The sequence below is a fragment of the Pseudoalteromonas sp. FUC4 genome (genome assembly GCF_008370255.1).
Lineage (GTDB): Bacteria > Pseudomonadota > Gammaproteobacteria > Enterobacterales > Alteromonadaceae > Pseudoalteromonas.
Window position 1 is genome coordinate 776697 of sequence record NZ_SEUI01000001.1, and the last position, 15757, is coordinate 792453.

At 39.2% G+C, this 15757-nt stretch carries 14 protein-coding genes; 8 read left to right on the top strand and 6 right to left on the bottom strand.

Going from position 1 to position 15757, the window contains the following annotated elements:
* Positions 1-4: 4 nt before the first annotated feature.
* The 5 genes from EU510_RS03485 to sucD all read left to right on the top strand — a co-directional run bounded on the left by EU510_RS03485 (position 5) and on the right by sucD (position 7369).
* Positions 5-721, top strand: a complete 717-nt coding sequence (locus tag EU510_RS03485) for a succinate dehydrogenase iron-sulfur subunit (protein WP_002961804.1) — start codon at positions 5-7, stop codon at positions 719-721.
* Between the two features lie 91 nt (positions 722-812).
* The gene (sucA, locus tag EU510_RS03490) at positions 813-3632 is read left to right on the top strand and encodes a 2-oxoglutarate dehydrogenase E1 component (RefSeq protein ID WP_149592271.1); all 2820 of its coding nucleotides are present in this window, start codon (positions 813-815) and stop codon (positions 3630-3632) included.
* Between the two features lie 3 nt (positions 3633-3635).
* Entirely contained in the window at positions 3636-5153 is a 1518-nt protein-coding gene (gene odhB / locus EU510_RS03495) for a 2-oxoglutarate dehydrogenase complex dihydrolipoyllysine-residue succinyltransferase (RefSeq protein WP_149592272.1), read from the top strand.
* Positions 5154-5330: 177 nt separating this feature from the next.
* On the top strand, positions 5331-6497 hold the full coding sequence (sucC, locus tag EU510_RS03500) for an ADP-forming succinate--CoA ligase subunit beta (RefSeq protein ID WP_002961809.1): 1167 nt from the start codon (positions 5331-5333) through the stop codon (positions 6495-6497).
* Positions 6497-7369, top strand: a complete 873-nt coding sequence (gene sucD / locus EU510_RS03505) for a succinate--CoA ligase subunit alpha (RefSeq protein WP_149592273.1) — start codon at positions 6497-6499, stop codon at positions 7367-7369. Before sucC ends, sucD begins: the two co-directional genes overlap by 1 nt.
* Positions 7370-7429: 60 nt before the next feature.
* On the opposite strand, the gene EU510_RS03510 is transcribed toward sucD, so the two are convergent.
* Positions 7430-8500, bottom strand: a complete 1071-nt coding sequence (locus tag EU510_RS03510) for a DUF3083 family protein (protein ID WP_149592274.1) — start codon at positions 8498-8500, stop codon at positions 7430-7432.
* A 218-nt stretch (positions 8501-8718) separates the two neighbouring features.
* Here EU510_RS03510 and glnS point away from each other — a divergent pair, with 218 nt between their 5' ends.
* The gene (gene glnS / locus EU510_RS03515) at positions 8719-10377 is read left to right on the top strand and encodes a glutamine--tRNA ligase (protein ID WP_149592275.1); all 1659 of its coding nucleotides are present in this window, start codon (positions 8719-8721) and stop codon (positions 10375-10377) included.
* 297 nt (positions 10378-10674) lie between these two features.
* Here the strand turns inward: glnS and fur are convergent, their stop codons facing one another.
* The 5 genes from fur to EU510_RS03540 all read right to left on the bottom strand — a co-directional run bounded on the left by fur (position 10675) and on the right by EU510_RS03540 (position 13212).
* A complete protein-coding gene (fur, locus tag EU510_RS03520) occupies positions 10675-11118 on the bottom strand; it encodes a ferric iron uptake transcriptional regulator (RefSeq protein WP_002962922.1) in 444 nt (147 codons plus the stop codon).
* A gap of 186 nt (positions 11119-11304) precedes the next feature.
* Positions 11305-11832: a flavodoxin FldA gene (gene fldA, locus EU510_RS03525; RefSeq protein ID WP_149592276.1), complete on the bottom strand. Its 528-nt coding sequence runs from the start codon at positions 11830-11832 to the stop codon at positions 11305-11307.
* Positions 11833-11846: 14 nt separating this feature from the next.
* A complete protein-coding gene (gene ybfE, locus EU510_RS03530; protein ID WP_002962928.1) occupies positions 11847-12125 on the bottom strand; it encodes a LexA regulated protein in 279 nt (92 codons plus the stop codon).
* A gap of 2 nt (positions 12126-12127) precedes the next feature.
* The gene (locus tag EU510_RS03535; RefSeq protein WP_002962930.1) at positions 12128-12349 is read right to left on the bottom strand and encodes a DUF2788 domain-containing protein; all 222 of its coding nucleotides are present in this window, start codon (positions 12347-12349) and stop codon (positions 12128-12130) included.
* A 95-nt stretch (positions 12350-12444) separates the two neighbouring features.
* Positions 12445-13212: an alpha/beta fold hydrolase gene (locus tag EU510_RS03540; protein WP_149592277.1), complete on the bottom strand. Its 768-nt coding sequence runs from the start codon at positions 13210-13212 to the stop codon at positions 12445-12447.
* Between the two features lie 219 nt (positions 13213-13431).
* On the opposite strand from EU510_RS03540, the gene seqA reads away from it, so the two are divergent.
* Together seqA and pgm are read left to right on the top strand one after the other, a co-directional pair.
* The gene (gene seqA / locus EU510_RS03545; RefSeq protein WP_149592278.1) at positions 13432-14028 is read left to right on the top strand and encodes a replication initiation negative regulator SeqA; all 597 of its coding nucleotides are present in this window, start codon (positions 13432-13434) and stop codon (positions 14026-14028) included.
* Between the two features lie 9 nt (positions 14029-14037).
* A complete protein-coding gene (pgm, locus tag EU510_RS03550) occupies positions 14038-15675 on the top strand; it encodes a phosphoglucomutase (alpha-D-glucose-1,6-bisphosphate-dependent) (RefSeq protein WP_149592279.1) in 1638 nt (545 codons plus the stop codon).
* Positions 15676-15757: the final 82 nt, after the last annotated feature.

Sequence of the window (15757 nt, forward strand, 5' to 3'; positions counted from 1 at the left end):
GACGATGGCACAAGTACAATTTTCAGTTTATCGTTATAATCCAGATGTTGACAACGCTCCTCGTATGCAAGAATACACCTTGCAAACAGAGGAAGGTCACGACATGATGGTGTTAGATGCACTTATTCTTTTAAAAGAACAAGATCCTACATTATCTTTTCGTCGTTCATGCCGTGAAGGTGTGTGTGGATCTGATGGTGTTAACATGAATGGTAAAAATGGTTTAGCATGTATTACTCCTTTATCTACGCTACAAAAAAATGGCAAAGGTAAAATTGTAGTACGTCCATTACCAGGCTTACCTGTGGTTCGTGACCTTGTTATTGACATGAGTCAGTTCTACACTCAGTACGAAAAAGTAAAACCTTATTTAATTAATGATCAGCCTGCAGCAGGCGAGCGTCTTCAATCTATTGAAGAACGTGATAAATTAGATGGGCTATATGAGTGTATTTTGTGTGCATGTTGTTCGACATCATGTCCTTCGTTCTGGTGGAATCCAGACAAGTTCATTGGTCCAGCAGGCCTTCTTCACGCTTACCGTTTCTTAGCTGATAGCCGAGATACAGCAACTGAAGAACGTTTAGCTGATTTAGACGATGCGTTCAGTGTGTTCCGTTGCCACAGTATCATGAACTGTGTTAGCGTTTGTCCTAAGGGTCTTAACCCGACTAAAGCAATTGGGCAAATCAAATCTATGTTATTAAACCGAGCGGTTTGATTACTTAGTAAACGTAAGATGGCTAATATAGATTATTAGCCATCTTGTTATGATAACTATTAATTTCTGCGCTAAAGAAAAGGGCTTATAAATGCACGAAGGTGTGATGAAGGCATGGCTAGAATCTTCACATTTAAACGGCGGCAACGTTGCTTATGTAGAAGAGCTTTATGAAGCGTATTTAGACGATGCGACTTCTGTGCCAGATGAATGGCGAGAAGTGTTCGAACAATTACCTAAAGTTGATGGTGTGGATGTTGAAGTAAAACATTCAGAAGTTCGAACGCAGTTTGCACAGCTTGCAAAAAACAAGCATAGAGAAGTAGTGGTAGCAGAGGGTAGTGGCGGTGACCTTAAACAGGTTAAAGTTCTACAACTTATTAATGCTTTCCGTTTTCGTGGACACCAAAATGCAAACCTAGATCCATTAGGTATTTGGCAACGAGAGCGTGTACGAGATTTAGAGCTAGAGTACCACGACTTATCTTCAAGTGATTTTGACCGCGAGTTTAACGTAGGATCGTTTGCCGTAGGCCGCGATACTATGCCTTTAGGTGAACTATACCAAGCACTAAAAACTACATATTGTGGTTCAATTGGCGCTGAGTATATGCACATCACATCAACAGAGGAAAAGCGTTGGTTACAACAGCGTTTAGAATCTGTCCAGTCTAGGCCAAAATTCGAAAAAGACGAAAAGCTGCGTATCCTAAAAGGATTAACTGCTGCTGACGGACTTGAAAAATATTTAGGGGCTAAGTTCCCAGGTGCTAAGCGTTTCTCACTTGAAGGTGGCGATGCGTTAGTTCCAATGTTAAAAGAGCTTATTCACCGCGCTGGTGAAAGCGGCCAACAAGAAGCTGTTATTGGTATGGCTCACCGTGGTCGTTTAAATGTTCTTGTAAATGTACTTGGTAAAAATCCATCAGAATTATTTGATGAGTTTGCTGGTAAACATAAAGAAACATTAAGTTCTGGCGATGTTAAATACCACATGGGTTATTCATCTGACTTTGCTACTAAAGGTGGCAATGTTCATATGGCGCTTGCGTTTAACCCGTCTCATCTTGAAATTGTAAACCCAGTTGTTATGGGCTCTGTACGTGCTCGTCTTGACCGTTTAGGTGACAGTTCTGGTATTAAAGCTTTACCAATTACAATTCATGGTGATTCTGCGGTTACCGGCCAAGGTGTTGTACAAGAAACGTTTAATTTATCACAAACTAACGCATTTAGTTGTGGTGGTAGTATTCGTATTGTTGTAAATAACCAAGTTGGTTTTACTACATCAAAACAAGATGATGTACGCTCTACTGATTACTGTACTGACATTGCTAAAATGGTTCAGTCACCTATATTCCATGTTAACTCTGATGACCCTGAAGCAGTTGCATTTGTTACACAACTTGCACTTGATTTCAGAAACCAGTTTAAACGTGACGTAGTAATCGATTTAGTATGTTACCGTCGCCATGGTCACAATGAAGCTGATGAGCCTAATGCAACTCAGCCTGTTATGTACCAAAAAATTAAAAAGCACCCAGTTCCACGTTTAATTTACGCAGATCAACTTATAGCTGAAGGCTCTTTTTCTGAACAAGAAATAAAAGCACTTGCTGATGAGTACCGTAATGCATTAGACGAAGGCGACTGTGTTGTTTCAGAAATACAACCAGAGACATCGCATTCTTCAGACTGGGCAAAGTATGTTGGCCATGAATGGGATGTTGATTACGATGCCAGCGTATCTGTTGAAGAGCTTAAAACACTGGGTGAGAAAATTGCTTCCTACCCTGAGCAATATAAAGCACAGTCACGCGTTAAAAAGATTTACGATGATCGTAAATTAATGGCTTCTGGTGAGAAACCTTTAGATTGGGGTATGGCAGAAACACTTGCTTATGCAACAATCGCAACTGAAGGTACTGATATTCGTTTAACTGGTCAGGACTCAGGGCGTGGAACATTCTTCCATCGTCATGCTGTTGTCCACAGTCAATCAGACGGCGCTACTTATACACCTCTACAGCACTTAAGCGAAGATCAAGGTACTTTCGAAGTATACGACTCTGTTCTTTCTGAAGAAGCTGTAGTTGCTTTTGAATACGGTTATGCAACAGCAGAGCCTACTTCATTAGTGCTTTGGGAAGCACAATTTGGTGATTTCGCCAACGGTGCCCAAGTTGTATTTGACCAATTCTTAAGTTCTGGTGAGCAAAAATGGGGCCGTTTATGTGGTCTTACAATTTTGTTACCACATGGCTACGAAGGACAAGGTCCAGAGCATAGTTCAGCTCGCTTAGAGCGTTTCTTACAACTATGTGCTGATCACAATATGCAAGTATGTGTTCCATCTACTCCTGCACAAGTTTACGCTATGCTTCGTCGTCAATCAGTTCGACCACTACGTCGTCCGTTGATTGTTATGACGCCTAAGTCATTGCTTCGTCATCCTCTTGCTACTTCATCGCTTGAAGAGCTTTCGCATGGTGTTTTCCATAATATGATCGACGAAGTTGATGATATTAACCCTGAAAAAGTTGAACGCGTTGTATTTTGTAGTGGTAAAGTTTATTACGAACTATTACAAGAGCGTCGTAAGCTAGAGCAAGATAATATTGCTATTGTTCGTGTTGAACAGTTATATCCGTTCCCACATGACGAAATGCAAACAATTATGGAGCGTTACCAACACGTAACTGATTTTGTATGGTGTCAAGAAGAGCCACAAAACCAAGGTGCATGGTATTGTTCACAACATCACTTTATTGATGCAATCCCACAAGGTGCTAAATTAAAATATGCAGGACGTAAAGCGTCTGCATCACCAGCGTGTGGTTACATGTCAGTACATACTAAAGAACAACAAGCGCTCGTTGCCGACGCGCTTACTATAGAAAATAAAGGATAAGCAATGAGCACAGAAATTAAAGTTCCTGTTCTTCCTGAGTCGGTTGCAGATGCTACCGTTGCTACATGGCATGTAAGTGTTGGCGACAAAGTAACTCGCGATCAAAACTTAGTAGACATTGAAACAGATAAAGTGGTTTTAGAAGTTGTTGCACAGCATGACGGTGTAATTACAGAAATATCACAAGAAGAAGGTGCAACCGTACTTGGCGATCAAGTTATGGGTTTACTTGGTGATGCTGATGCAGCGCCAGCAAGTGAAGGTTCATCTAAAGAAGAATCAGCACCAGCTAAATCAGAAGACGCGCCAGCGGCGCAATCAGCACCAGCATCAGAAGGTAAAGAAGTGGATATTAAAGTACCTGTACTTCCAGAATCAGTTGCAGACGCAACAATTGCTACATGGCATGTACAACCAGGTGACGCAGTAACACGCGACCAAAACTTGGTAGATATTGAAACAGATAAAGTTGTTCTTGAAGTAGTAGCTCAAGAAGATGGCATCATGGGTGATATCATTCACAACGAAGGCGATACTGTACTTGGCGAGCAAGTAATTGGTTCGGTTAAAGCAGGCGGTGCACCAGCGGCTCCAGCTGCAAAAGCAGACGAAACGCCAGCAGCAGATTCTAGCGACAGTTCAGATGTGTTAACACCATCAGTTCGTCGTTTAATTGCTGAGAAAGGCTTAGACGCTTCTAAAATTAACGGCACGGGTAAAAATGGCCGCGTAACTAAAGAAGACGTTGATACGTTCTTAAAAGCACCAGCGCCAGCGGCTAAAAAAGTAGAAGCTTCTGCACCTGCAGCACCGATGGGCGATCGTACTCAAAAACGTGTTCCTATGACTCGTTTACGTAAAACGATTGCTACACGTCTTCTTGAAGCTAAAAATTCAACTGCAATGTTAACAACATTCAACGAAGTGAACATGGAACCAATCATGAGCCTTCGTAAGCAGTACCAAGAAGTATTTGAAAAGCGTCATGGCATTCGTTTAGGTTTCATGTCTTTCTACGTGAAAGCGGTAACTGAAGCACTTAAACGCTTCCCAGATGTTAATGCATCAATTGATGGTGACGATATTGTTTACCATAACTATTTTGATATCAGCATTGCAGTATCTACTCCACGTGGTCTAGTTACTCCAGTACTTAAAGATTGTGACAAACTATCTGTTGCTGAAATTGAAAAGGGTATTCGTGAATTAGCACTTAAAGGTCGTGATGGTAAGCTAACGCTTGCAGATATGACCGGTGGTAATTTCACTATTACTAATGGCGGCGTATTTGGTTCATTACTATCTACACCTATCATTAACTTGCCACAGTCTTCAATTTTGGGTATGCATAAAATCCAAGACCGTCCGATGGCTGTAAATGGTAAAGTAGAAATACTACCTATGATGTATTTAGCACTTTCTTATGACCACCGTATCATTGATGGTAAAGAATCTGTTGGTTTCTTAGTGACTATTAAAGAGTTACTTGAAGATCCAACTCGCTTATTGCTAGATGTTTAATCTAGTTGTATGAAATGTAAGCTGTGAATGAACATTCACAGCTTTTTTTTTGCGCCTTTGGTCTTACTGGGGTTTTCATGTTAAGCCTTGGGATCTATACTAGGTGCGCAATTTGGGATAGTTGTTTATTTGAAAAAATATTCAGCTCTTTTAGTATAAAAAATTGGATAAAGCATCATGAATTTGCATGAGTATCAGGCAAAACAACTTTTTGCCGAATATGGTTTACCAGTTTCTCAGGGTTTCGCTTGCGATACACCTGAAGAAGCTGCAGCAGCTGCTGAAAAAATCGGCGGTGATATGTGGGTTGTTAAAACTCAGGTTCACGCAGGTGGACGTGGTAAAGCTGGCGGTGTAAAGCTAGTAAAAACTATCGACGAAGTAAAAGCGTTTGCAGCTAACTGGTTGGGTAAAAACCTAGTTACTTACCAAACAGACGAGAAAGGCCAGCCAGTAGCTAAAATTTTAGTTGAAAGCTGTACTGACATTGCTAACGAATTGTACCTAGGTGCAGTAGTTGACCGTGCATCTCGCAAAGTAGTTTTCATGGCGTCTACTGAAGGCGGCGTTGAAATTGAAACTGTTGCAGAAGAAACACCAGAGCTTATCCACAAAGCTGAAATTGATCCATTAGTGGGTCCTCAAGCTTACCAAGCACGTGAACTAGGCTTCAAATTGGGTCTTAACCCAGTACAAATGAAGCAGTTTGTTAAGATCTTTATGGGTCTTGGTAACATGTTTACTGATTTTGATTTCGCACTACTTGAAATCAACCCGTTAGTAATTACAGACGAAGGTAACCTTCACTGTCTTGACGGAAAAATCGGTATTGATGGTAATGCACTTTACCGTCAACCTAAAATCCGTGAGTTCCACGATCCATCTCAAGAAGATGCACGTGAAGCACACGCAGCAAGCTTCGAGCTTAACTACGTTGCACTAGATGGCAATGTTGGTTGTATGGTTAACGGTGCAGGCCTAGCGATGGGTACAATGGACATCGTAAACCTACACGGCGGCAAACCTGCTAACTTCCTAGATGTTGGCGGCGGCGCGACTAAAGAACGTGTTTCTGAAGCATTCAAAATCATCCTTTCTGACGATAATGTTAAAGCTGTTTTAGTTAACATCTTTGGTGGCATCGTACGTTGTGACATGATTGCTGAAGGTATCATTGGCGCAGTTAAAGAAGTTGGCGTAAATGTACCTGTAGTTGTACGTTTAGAAGGTACTAATGCTGAATTAGGTCGTGAAGTTCTTAAGAACTCAGGTCTAGATATCATTGCTGCTGAATCACTAACAGACGCTGCTGAGAAAGTTGTTGCTGCTGCGGAGGGCAAATAATGTCTGTATTAATCAATAAAGATACAAAAGTTATCTGTCAAGGTTTCACTGGTGGTCAAGGTACTTTCCACTCAGAGCAAGCGCTTGAGTATGGTACACAAATGGTTGGTGGTGTAAGCCCAAGTAAAGGCGGTCAAACGCACCTTGGTCTTCCTGTATTCAACACAGTTCGTGATGCTGTTCAAGAAACTGGCGCAACTGCTTCAGTTATCTACGTACCAGCACCTTTCTGTAAAGATGCAATCTTAGAAGCTATCGATGCTGGCATCGAGCTGATTGTTTGTATCACTGAAGGTATTCCTACACTTGATATGGTTGACGTTAAAGTTAAACTAGATCAAACAGGTACTCGTATGATCGGTCCTAACTGTCCAGGTGTTATTACTCCTGGTGAGACTAAGATTGGTATCATGCCTGGTCACATCCACAAACCTGGTAAAGTAGGTATTGTTTCTCGTTCTGGTACTTTAACGTACGAAGCGGTTAAGCAAACTACTGATGCTGGTTTTGGTCAGTCTACGTGTGTTGGTATTGGTGGTGATCCAATTCCAGGTACTAACTTTATCGACGTTTTAGAAATGTTCGAAAAAGATCCACAAACTGAAGCAATCGTAATGATTGGTGAAATTGGTGGTACTGCAGAAGAAGAAGCTGCAGAGTACATCAAAGCTAACGTAACTAAACCTGTAGTATCTTACATTGCTGGTGTTACTGCACCAGAAGGTAAGCGTATGGGTCACGCTGGCGCAATCATCGCAGGCGGTAAAGGTACTGCTGATGAGAAATTTGCTGCATTAGAAGCTGCGGGCGTAAAAACTGTACGTTCACTTGCTGAAATCGGTAAAGCACTTAAAGAGAAAACAGGCTGGTAATTGCTTGTTTCCTCTGAAAAGGCCCGCTTATGCGGGCCTTTTTGTTATTGGGATGAAAATCTAAAACGGATAACTAATGTGCTGAAAAAATCGTACAGACAAATCTTGTCGTTGTTTATTTATAGCCAGCCCGTTACATAATGCATGAATGGTTTTTTCTACTTGGTTCATAAAGCGGCCATAACCAATTTCATGTTTATCCTGTTGCGTTGCGACAATAACAAAATGTATTGTTTCTACTAACTTTGTTGCTTCATAAAAATACTTAATTTGATTTTCATTTGATTCAACATCAAAACTCAACTTTTGTAACTCTGCATTACCCTCGTTTTTATCTATTTTACTGTTTCGGACAATGGGTATTGCGCCATTAGCTACCATTGCACCGTGTGTTAATTTGTTTTTTTCACATGCGCGTTTAAAACTATCTGCAAAGTAATCATAAAACTTGTCCACATCGTTATTGTTCATCAGTGTTTGAAACTGTGTTTTGATGGCCCGAGAAACCGCAATGGTAAATGTTGCATAAGTCATTTCAGCATAGTCACTAGGAATATTACATTGCCTTGATTGATAACGAGGGTAGAGGCTCCTGAGTTTATATCCATAACTCTCTTTATTTCCCTTATCTTTAGCAAATAAATCGTAAGTTAGATGTTGGTGATCGCGAAGTTTAAATTGGGGCTGATTTATAAATAACTGTTCTTGGAGTGAATTTAATACTTTTTGTACTCTATTGTGAAACAAAGCTGAGTTTGCACGTAAATCTTCACCTGTGGCTAAAAACAAGAAACGTATTTTCTTACTTTTTTTATCTGGTGAGTAATAAATTTTATGTGCCTCGTGATAACGAGGATTATAAAAAAACAGCATTTGCTTATCGGTTTCTAGCTGGTATGACTCATCATGAAAACGGACAACCGGTAGTTTATCGTTTGCTAATAAATGTACATTATGCAGTTCATATTCATCACAACATGCAAATAATTGACGCGCAATACGCTCGTAGCAACAGTTTATAGTGCTAAAGCTATTATAAAATGCTTCGTTAGGTATTATTTCAGCCAATAAATAGTGGTTAGCGCGTGCATTAGTTGGAATATATACACGGTGTTGATTAAGTGTCGCCATCTTAGAATCCTTATAAAGTAGGTTATTTAGCTACTATAATTGGCTTTGATGACTTAAATGTTGCGTTAAAACAAATTTTATTCATAAACAATTGAACAAGTGGATTAAAGTTAATCAATATCTAAAATAAACCTTAATCTATTGCTGTATGTTAGTGTATGTTTTTGTAATAATGCATTAGTTTTGTTATTACGTAATATTTAGAGGATCACACTCCTATGGCGGAAATTGAGAATCGCCCAAGTAACTTTATTAGAACCCGAATTGATGAAGACTTAGCAAGTGGCAAACATGCGACAACGCATACACGTTTTCCACCTGAACCAAATGGTTTTTTACATATTGGCCATGCCAAATCAATTTGTTTGAATTTTGGTATCGCAAAAGACTACAACGGTTTATGTAACCTACGTTTTGACGATACAAACCCTGAAAAAGAAGACATTAACTACGTTAACTCTATTAAAGAGGATGTACAGTGGTTAGGCTTTAATTGGGATGGCGACATAAAGTATTCTTCTAACTATTTTGATACTTTATATGGATACGCAGTAGAGCTTATTGAAAAAGGCTTAGCGTACGTTTGTTTTTTAACTGCAGACGAAGCACGACAGTACCGCGGTACATTAAAAGAGCCAGGTAAAAACAGTCCTTATAGAGATACTTCAGTTGAAGAAAACCTAGCGTTATTTGAAAAAATGCGCGCTGGCGAATTCAAAGAAGGTGAATGTGTACTTCGTGCTAAAATTGATATGGCAAGCTCATTTATGGTGCTTCGCGATCCAATTATTTACCGTGTACGTTTTGCTCACCATCATCAAACAGGTGATAAGTGGTGTATTTACCCAATGTATGACTTCACTCACTGTATTTCTGATGCGCTTGAAGGTATTACACATTCATTATGTACATTAGAGTTTCAAGATAACCGTCGTTTATACGACTGGGTACTTGATAACATTAGTTTAGAGTGTCACCCGCAACAAATTGAGTTTTCGCGCTTAAATCTTGAATACACTATTATGTCAAAGCGTAAGCTAAATGATTTAGTAGTAAATAACTATGTAGAAGGGTGGGATGACCCTCGCATGCCTACTATTGCAGGTTTACGTCGTCGTGGTTATACACCAGGTTCAATTCGTGAATTTTGTTTGCGTATTGGTGTAACAAAACAAGAGAATATGGTTGAAATGGGCATGCTTGAAGCCTGTATCCGTGAAGACTTAAACGAAAATGCACCACGTGCAATGGCTGTGCTCGATCCTGTTAAAGTTGTTATTGAAAACTACGATGCAGACAAGGTTGAAACTTTATCAGTGGCTAATCACCCAAATAAAGAAGAAATGGGTCGTCGTGATGTACCGTTTACTCGCGAAATTTACATCGAACGAGAAGACTTTAAAGAAGAAGCGAATAACAAATTCAAACGTTTAGTGCTTGATAAAGAAGTACGTTTGCGTGGCGCTTATGTTATTAAAGCACAGCGTGTTGAGAAAGACGAAAACGGCGAAATCACAACTATCTTCTGTACTTACGACAGTGAAACACTTGGTAAAAACCCAAGTGATGGTCGTAAAGTAAAAGGTGTTATTCATTGGGTTTCAGCACCAGAGTCTATTAGTGCAGAAGTTCGTTTATACGACCGTTTGTTTAGCGTACCAAATCCAGCAGCTGCAGAGGAATTTGAAACTACGCTAAACCCGGAATCACTGGATGTTTTACCTAATGCTAAATTAGAACCATCGCTTGCTAATTCACAAGCAGAGCAGGGCTTCCAGTTTGAGCGTACGGGTTATTTCTCTCGTGATTCTAAATCAGAGAACGTTGTATTTAATCAAACAGTGGGTCTTCGCGATTCATGGTCTAAAACTCAGTAATCACTAATTTTTATGCCCAATAGTACATTGGGCATAATACCAATTTGTAATAATACTCAATCATTTTAAGAGGTAAACCTTACATTAGCAGTTTTAAATAATTCTGTTTATTAAATGCATAAATGCAGGGCAATGCAGGTGCAATTACCAGTAAGAGCTATCAGCACGTTTATCACATTCTAAAAAGGTTCTTTATCGAGCGAATTGGTATAATTTAGAAAATTTACATGAGTCACAATATTTAGACACAAAAAAACCTGCACTTAGCAGGTTTTTTTATTGCTTTTAAAAGCGGTATTAGCTGTTGGCGTCGCTAAATTCTTTACACGCTGCTTTGTCATTACACTCACCGTATAAATATAAAGAATGGTTTGTAAGGGTAATACCATTTTCTTCAGCAATTTCTAGTTGACGACGCTCAATCATGTCATCTTCAAACTCTACTACTTTGCCACACTTTAAACATACTAAATGGTCGTGGTGAGTGCTTCCAGAGAGTTCAAATACAGACTTTCCGCCTTCAAAGTGATGACGGCTTACAATACCCGCATCATCAAATTGGTTAAGTACACGGTATACAGTTGCAAGACCAATTTCTTCACCTAGATCCAAAAGAATTTTGTAAACATCTTCAGCACTGATGTGTTGGTTATCTGGAGATTGTAAAATCTCTAATATTTTAATACGCGGTAAAGTTACTTTTAAACCGGCTTTTTTAAGTTCCAAGTTATGATCAGTCATTAAATCTGTCTCAATTTTATTTGGTTATACTAGACATCTTGCAAAGATGTACACGACACATTAGCAACAAACAGGATAACGTGCCTAAGCGTTAAGTGCAAAGAACAATTGATTTATATTGCCACTAAAGCTTAAAACGCTAACTGTTTGATAATTATTTAAACAGCTAGCGATATATGCAGTAAATTAGTCAGCTAATTCACTTAAACACATTTCTTCATATACTTGAGCAGACCATGCTTTAACACGTTGTTCTGTAAGCTCTGGCTGACGGTCTTCGTCGATACCCAAACCTACAAAATGCTTATCATCAGCCATGCCTTTAGATGCTTCAAAGTCATAGCTTTCGCATGGCCAATGGCCCACAACAATAGCGCCACGTTCAGTAACAATATCGTTGATCATGCCCATCGCATCTAAAAAGTACTCAGCGTAATCTTCTTGGTCACCACAACCAAAAATAGCTACAAGTTTACCTTCAAAGTCTACTTCCTCAAGTTCTGGAAAAAAGTCATCCCAGTCACATTGAGCTTCACCGTAGTACCAAGTAGGAATACCGAATAAGATTAAATCAAATTCAGCAATCTCTTCTTTAGAACTTTTTGCAATATCATGAACAGCCACTAGCTTTTTACCCAATTCTTTTTGGATCATTTTTGCTACGTGTTCTGTGTTACCTGTGTCACTTCCGAAAAAAATGCCTACACTTGCCATGGATTTAAAACCTTTTATGTATCAATAGCCAATCTTTCTTGTAAAATCGTTTCAATCAGCGCACTACGGCTAATATTTTGTGCATCTGCCATATCACTCAATGCTTGATATAACTGCGATGAAACTTTAAATTCAACACGCTTTAAACCACGTGCTTTATCTCTTTTTATTTGATTACGTTTATTTACCTTTAACTGCATATCCCGTGAAAGGGGATTGGTTTTAGGTCTGCCTGGGCGTTTTTCGTATTCAAATAAATCGAGTGTAGTTCTATCTGTTTCTGACTTCGCCATGCTTAACCTACACCTGCGCCTTGCCAAAATACTTGAATAAGCCCTTTAGCAATAAAGCCCGAACAACCTAAAAAGAGCACGCCCCAAACAATGTATTGTCCGAACTTTGGTACATTGCCACTTTTTAGTACGTCTTTAATTGCCATGCCGATGAATATGAAAATACCGGCTAAGCCAAAATACAACCCTAGGGTATCAAATTCGTTAATTAACTGACTGACCATCAACGTATAACCTTTAAATTAAACGGCGCGTACTATAGCATATAAATATTCATATATTTAGTGCGCTGAATCAAAAACACGCGATTAAAATTGCTTTAAACCGCAGTTAAAAAGTCATTTATCGCTTTATTAACAACAAGAGGCTTTTGAGCATGAAGCCAATGACCTGCGCCATGAATAATTTTAGCCTTGGTGTTTTTAAAGCGTGCTGTAATTGCAGTACGATGCTCAGGCAGTATATAGTCAGAATCATTACCTTTAATGAAAAGAGTATCGCATAAACAAGAATTGTTTTCATTAACATTGGACGTGATTGTCGAATATTTTCTATCAAGCACATTTAAGTTAAATCGCCATGCAAAATGACCTTCTTCATTTTTGGCAAGGCTTTTAAGTAAAAACTGTCGAACCCCCAGCTCTTCAACATAAGGCTGCATAATTGCATCAGCTTGCTTTCTATCGTCTATTAACTGCGCTGAAACTGCTTTTAATGCTTGTAATATTTTTGTGTGGCGAGCAGGGTAACTAACAGGTGCAATATCAAGTACAACCAACTTATTTACCAGTTCAGGGTGTGTTAGTGCTAATTCCATTGCGACTTTCCCACCCATAGAATGCCCAACTAAATGTGCTTTATCTATGTTTAAATGCGCTAATAACTCAACAATGTCTTGTGCCATTGCCGGGTAATTCATTTCATCACTATGAGGTGAAAGTCCGTGGTTGCGCAGATCGAGATTAATCACACTAAAGTTTTCACTTAGGGGTTTTGCGATTACATTTAGGTTTTCTAAGGAGCCAAAAAGCCCATGGATCAAAACAACATTAGGACCTTGCCCTTGTTGCTTGTAATTTAACTGCATACCAGCCTCCTAAAAATTTCGCATAGTTTGCCGAGCATTGCGCTAAAAAGCAAAAAATACAGTCACTATTTACCAAATTGGGCTTTTGGGCGTTAAATCAACAACAATTAGGTAAATATTAATATGTTTATGGGAGTGCTTGTTGTAACTCGCATTTTTGATTGGTTTGGGTATAATCACACGGGAGAAAAAAATGTGACCCGTAATGACAGGAAGAACATGAAACAAATCGACATAGACGACGAGTTATATCAATATATTGCAAGCAATACTCAAAGTATTGGTGAAAGTGCATCCACTATTTTACGTCGTTTATTAAATCTGAGCGGCGAAAAAATCCAAACCACAAACGTAGAACTAACTCAAAACAATCAAACTGCGACTACGTCTACCGCCACATTAAAAAGCCCAGAGCCATCTGCTGCTGAGACTTCAAAAAAACAAACGCCTTCAGTTGTCACACCCGTGAAGAAAAAAAGCGATAATGTTTTTAATGTATTAAATAAAGAAGAGCTTGCAATGCAAAAGGGCGTTGTTGGACGCTTTTTGTTTATTTTAAGTGCATTTTACCGCACACATAAAACTGATTTTTCGGCTGTATTAGATATAAAAGGCCGTGACCGTGTTTATTTTGCTACCAGTAAAGAAGACTTGGTCAATAGCGGCAGTAGCATGAATCCAAAAAACATAACCGATAGCGAATACTGGGTTATGACGAATTCTAATACTACACGTAAAAAAATGATGCTTCATGAAGTGGCTCTTTGCCTTGGTTATAGTGCAGAGCAAGCTGAAAAAATTCGCGATTACCTGTAAGGAAATATAATGGCTATTCATTCAGGCGCAGGCAAAACTGCTCCACAATCAGCACTGGTTAACGTACCTAAATTAGTATCTGCGTATTACTTAAACGAACCTGATCTTGAACAAAATCCAGAGCATTGTGTTGCTTTTGGTACATCAGGCCACCGTGGTTGTTCTTACGATGTTAAATTTAACGAGTCACACATTTTAGCGATTACTCAGGCTATTTGTGATTATAGAAAACAAAATGATATTTTTGGTCCGTTATTTTTAGGTAAAGACACACACGCTTTGAGTGAAGCTGCATTTAATTCTGCTATTGAAGTATTAGTTGCTAATGAAGTACAAGTGATAACGCAAGAAGACGGTGATTTTACACCAACGCCAGTTATCAGCCATGCCATAGTGAGCCACAATAAGCTACACCCAAATGAATTAGCAGACGGCATTGTTGTTACGCCTTCGCATAACCCTCCTGAAGATGGTGGCTTTAAATACAACCCACCTAATGGCGGACCTGCTGATACAGACGTAACGAAATGGATTGAAGACAGAGCTAATCAACTTTTATTAGAAGATTTAGTTGAAGTTGAGTTATTCCCATTCGCTAAAGCATCGCGTTCTGGTTTTATCCGCTACGAAGATTTAATGACTCCTTATATTGATGATTTAGCAAATATCGTTAATTTAAAAGCAATTAGCGATGCAGGTATCAAAATTGGTATCGATCCACTTGGTGGTTCGGGTATTAATTTTTGGCCTGTTATTGCTAAAAAATATAATTTAGATTTAACCGTTGTTAATGATGTTGTTGACCCACGTTTTGCTTTTATGCCACTTGATAAAGATGGCAAAATTCGTATGGATTGTTCATCACCTTATTCAATGGCGAATCTTATTGCATTAAAAGATGATTTTGATGTGTCTATTGGTAACGACCCTGACTACGATCGCCACGGTATCGTAACGCCAGATGGTTTAATGAATCCAAACCACTTTTTAGCAGTGGCAATTGATTACTTACTTAAACACCGTGATTGGAATGAAACAGTAGAGATTGGTAAAACACTGGTTTCTAGCTCTATGATCGATAAAGTAGCAGCGCGCAATAATCGTAAAGTAAAAGAAGTACCAGTAGGCTTTAAATGGTTTGTTGAAGGCTTAAGCAAAGGCAAGCTTGCCTTTGGTGGCGAAGAAAGCGCAGGTGCTGCATTCTTACGTTTTGATGGGTCTGTATGGTGTACAGATAAAGACGGCTTTATTATGGGACTACTTGCTGCAGAAATACTTGCAGTAACAGGTAAAACGCCATCAGCGCTTTATAAAGAACTAGAACAAGAGTTTGGTTCTCCAATTTACAAACGCCTTGATGCACCGGCCTCAAGCGGCCAAAAGTCACGTTTAAAAGCATTGAGTGCTTCTGATGTTAAAGCAGATACACTTGCTGGCGAACCTATTTTGCAAAAACTGACTCATGCACCAGGTAACGATGCGGCAATTGGTGGTTTAAAAGTGGTCACTGAAAATGGCTGGTTTGCAGCGCGTCCATCAGGTACTGAAGATATTTATAAAATATACCTTGAATCATTTAAAGGTGAAGAGCATTTAGCGTTACTTGAAAAAGAAGCTAAAAAGTTAGTCGATTCTGTGATCAGCTAACACTGCTTAAACTATTTTAAAACGGCTGATTTATTCAGCCGTTTTTGTTTCTATACCTCTACCTTGTGCATATATATGCATA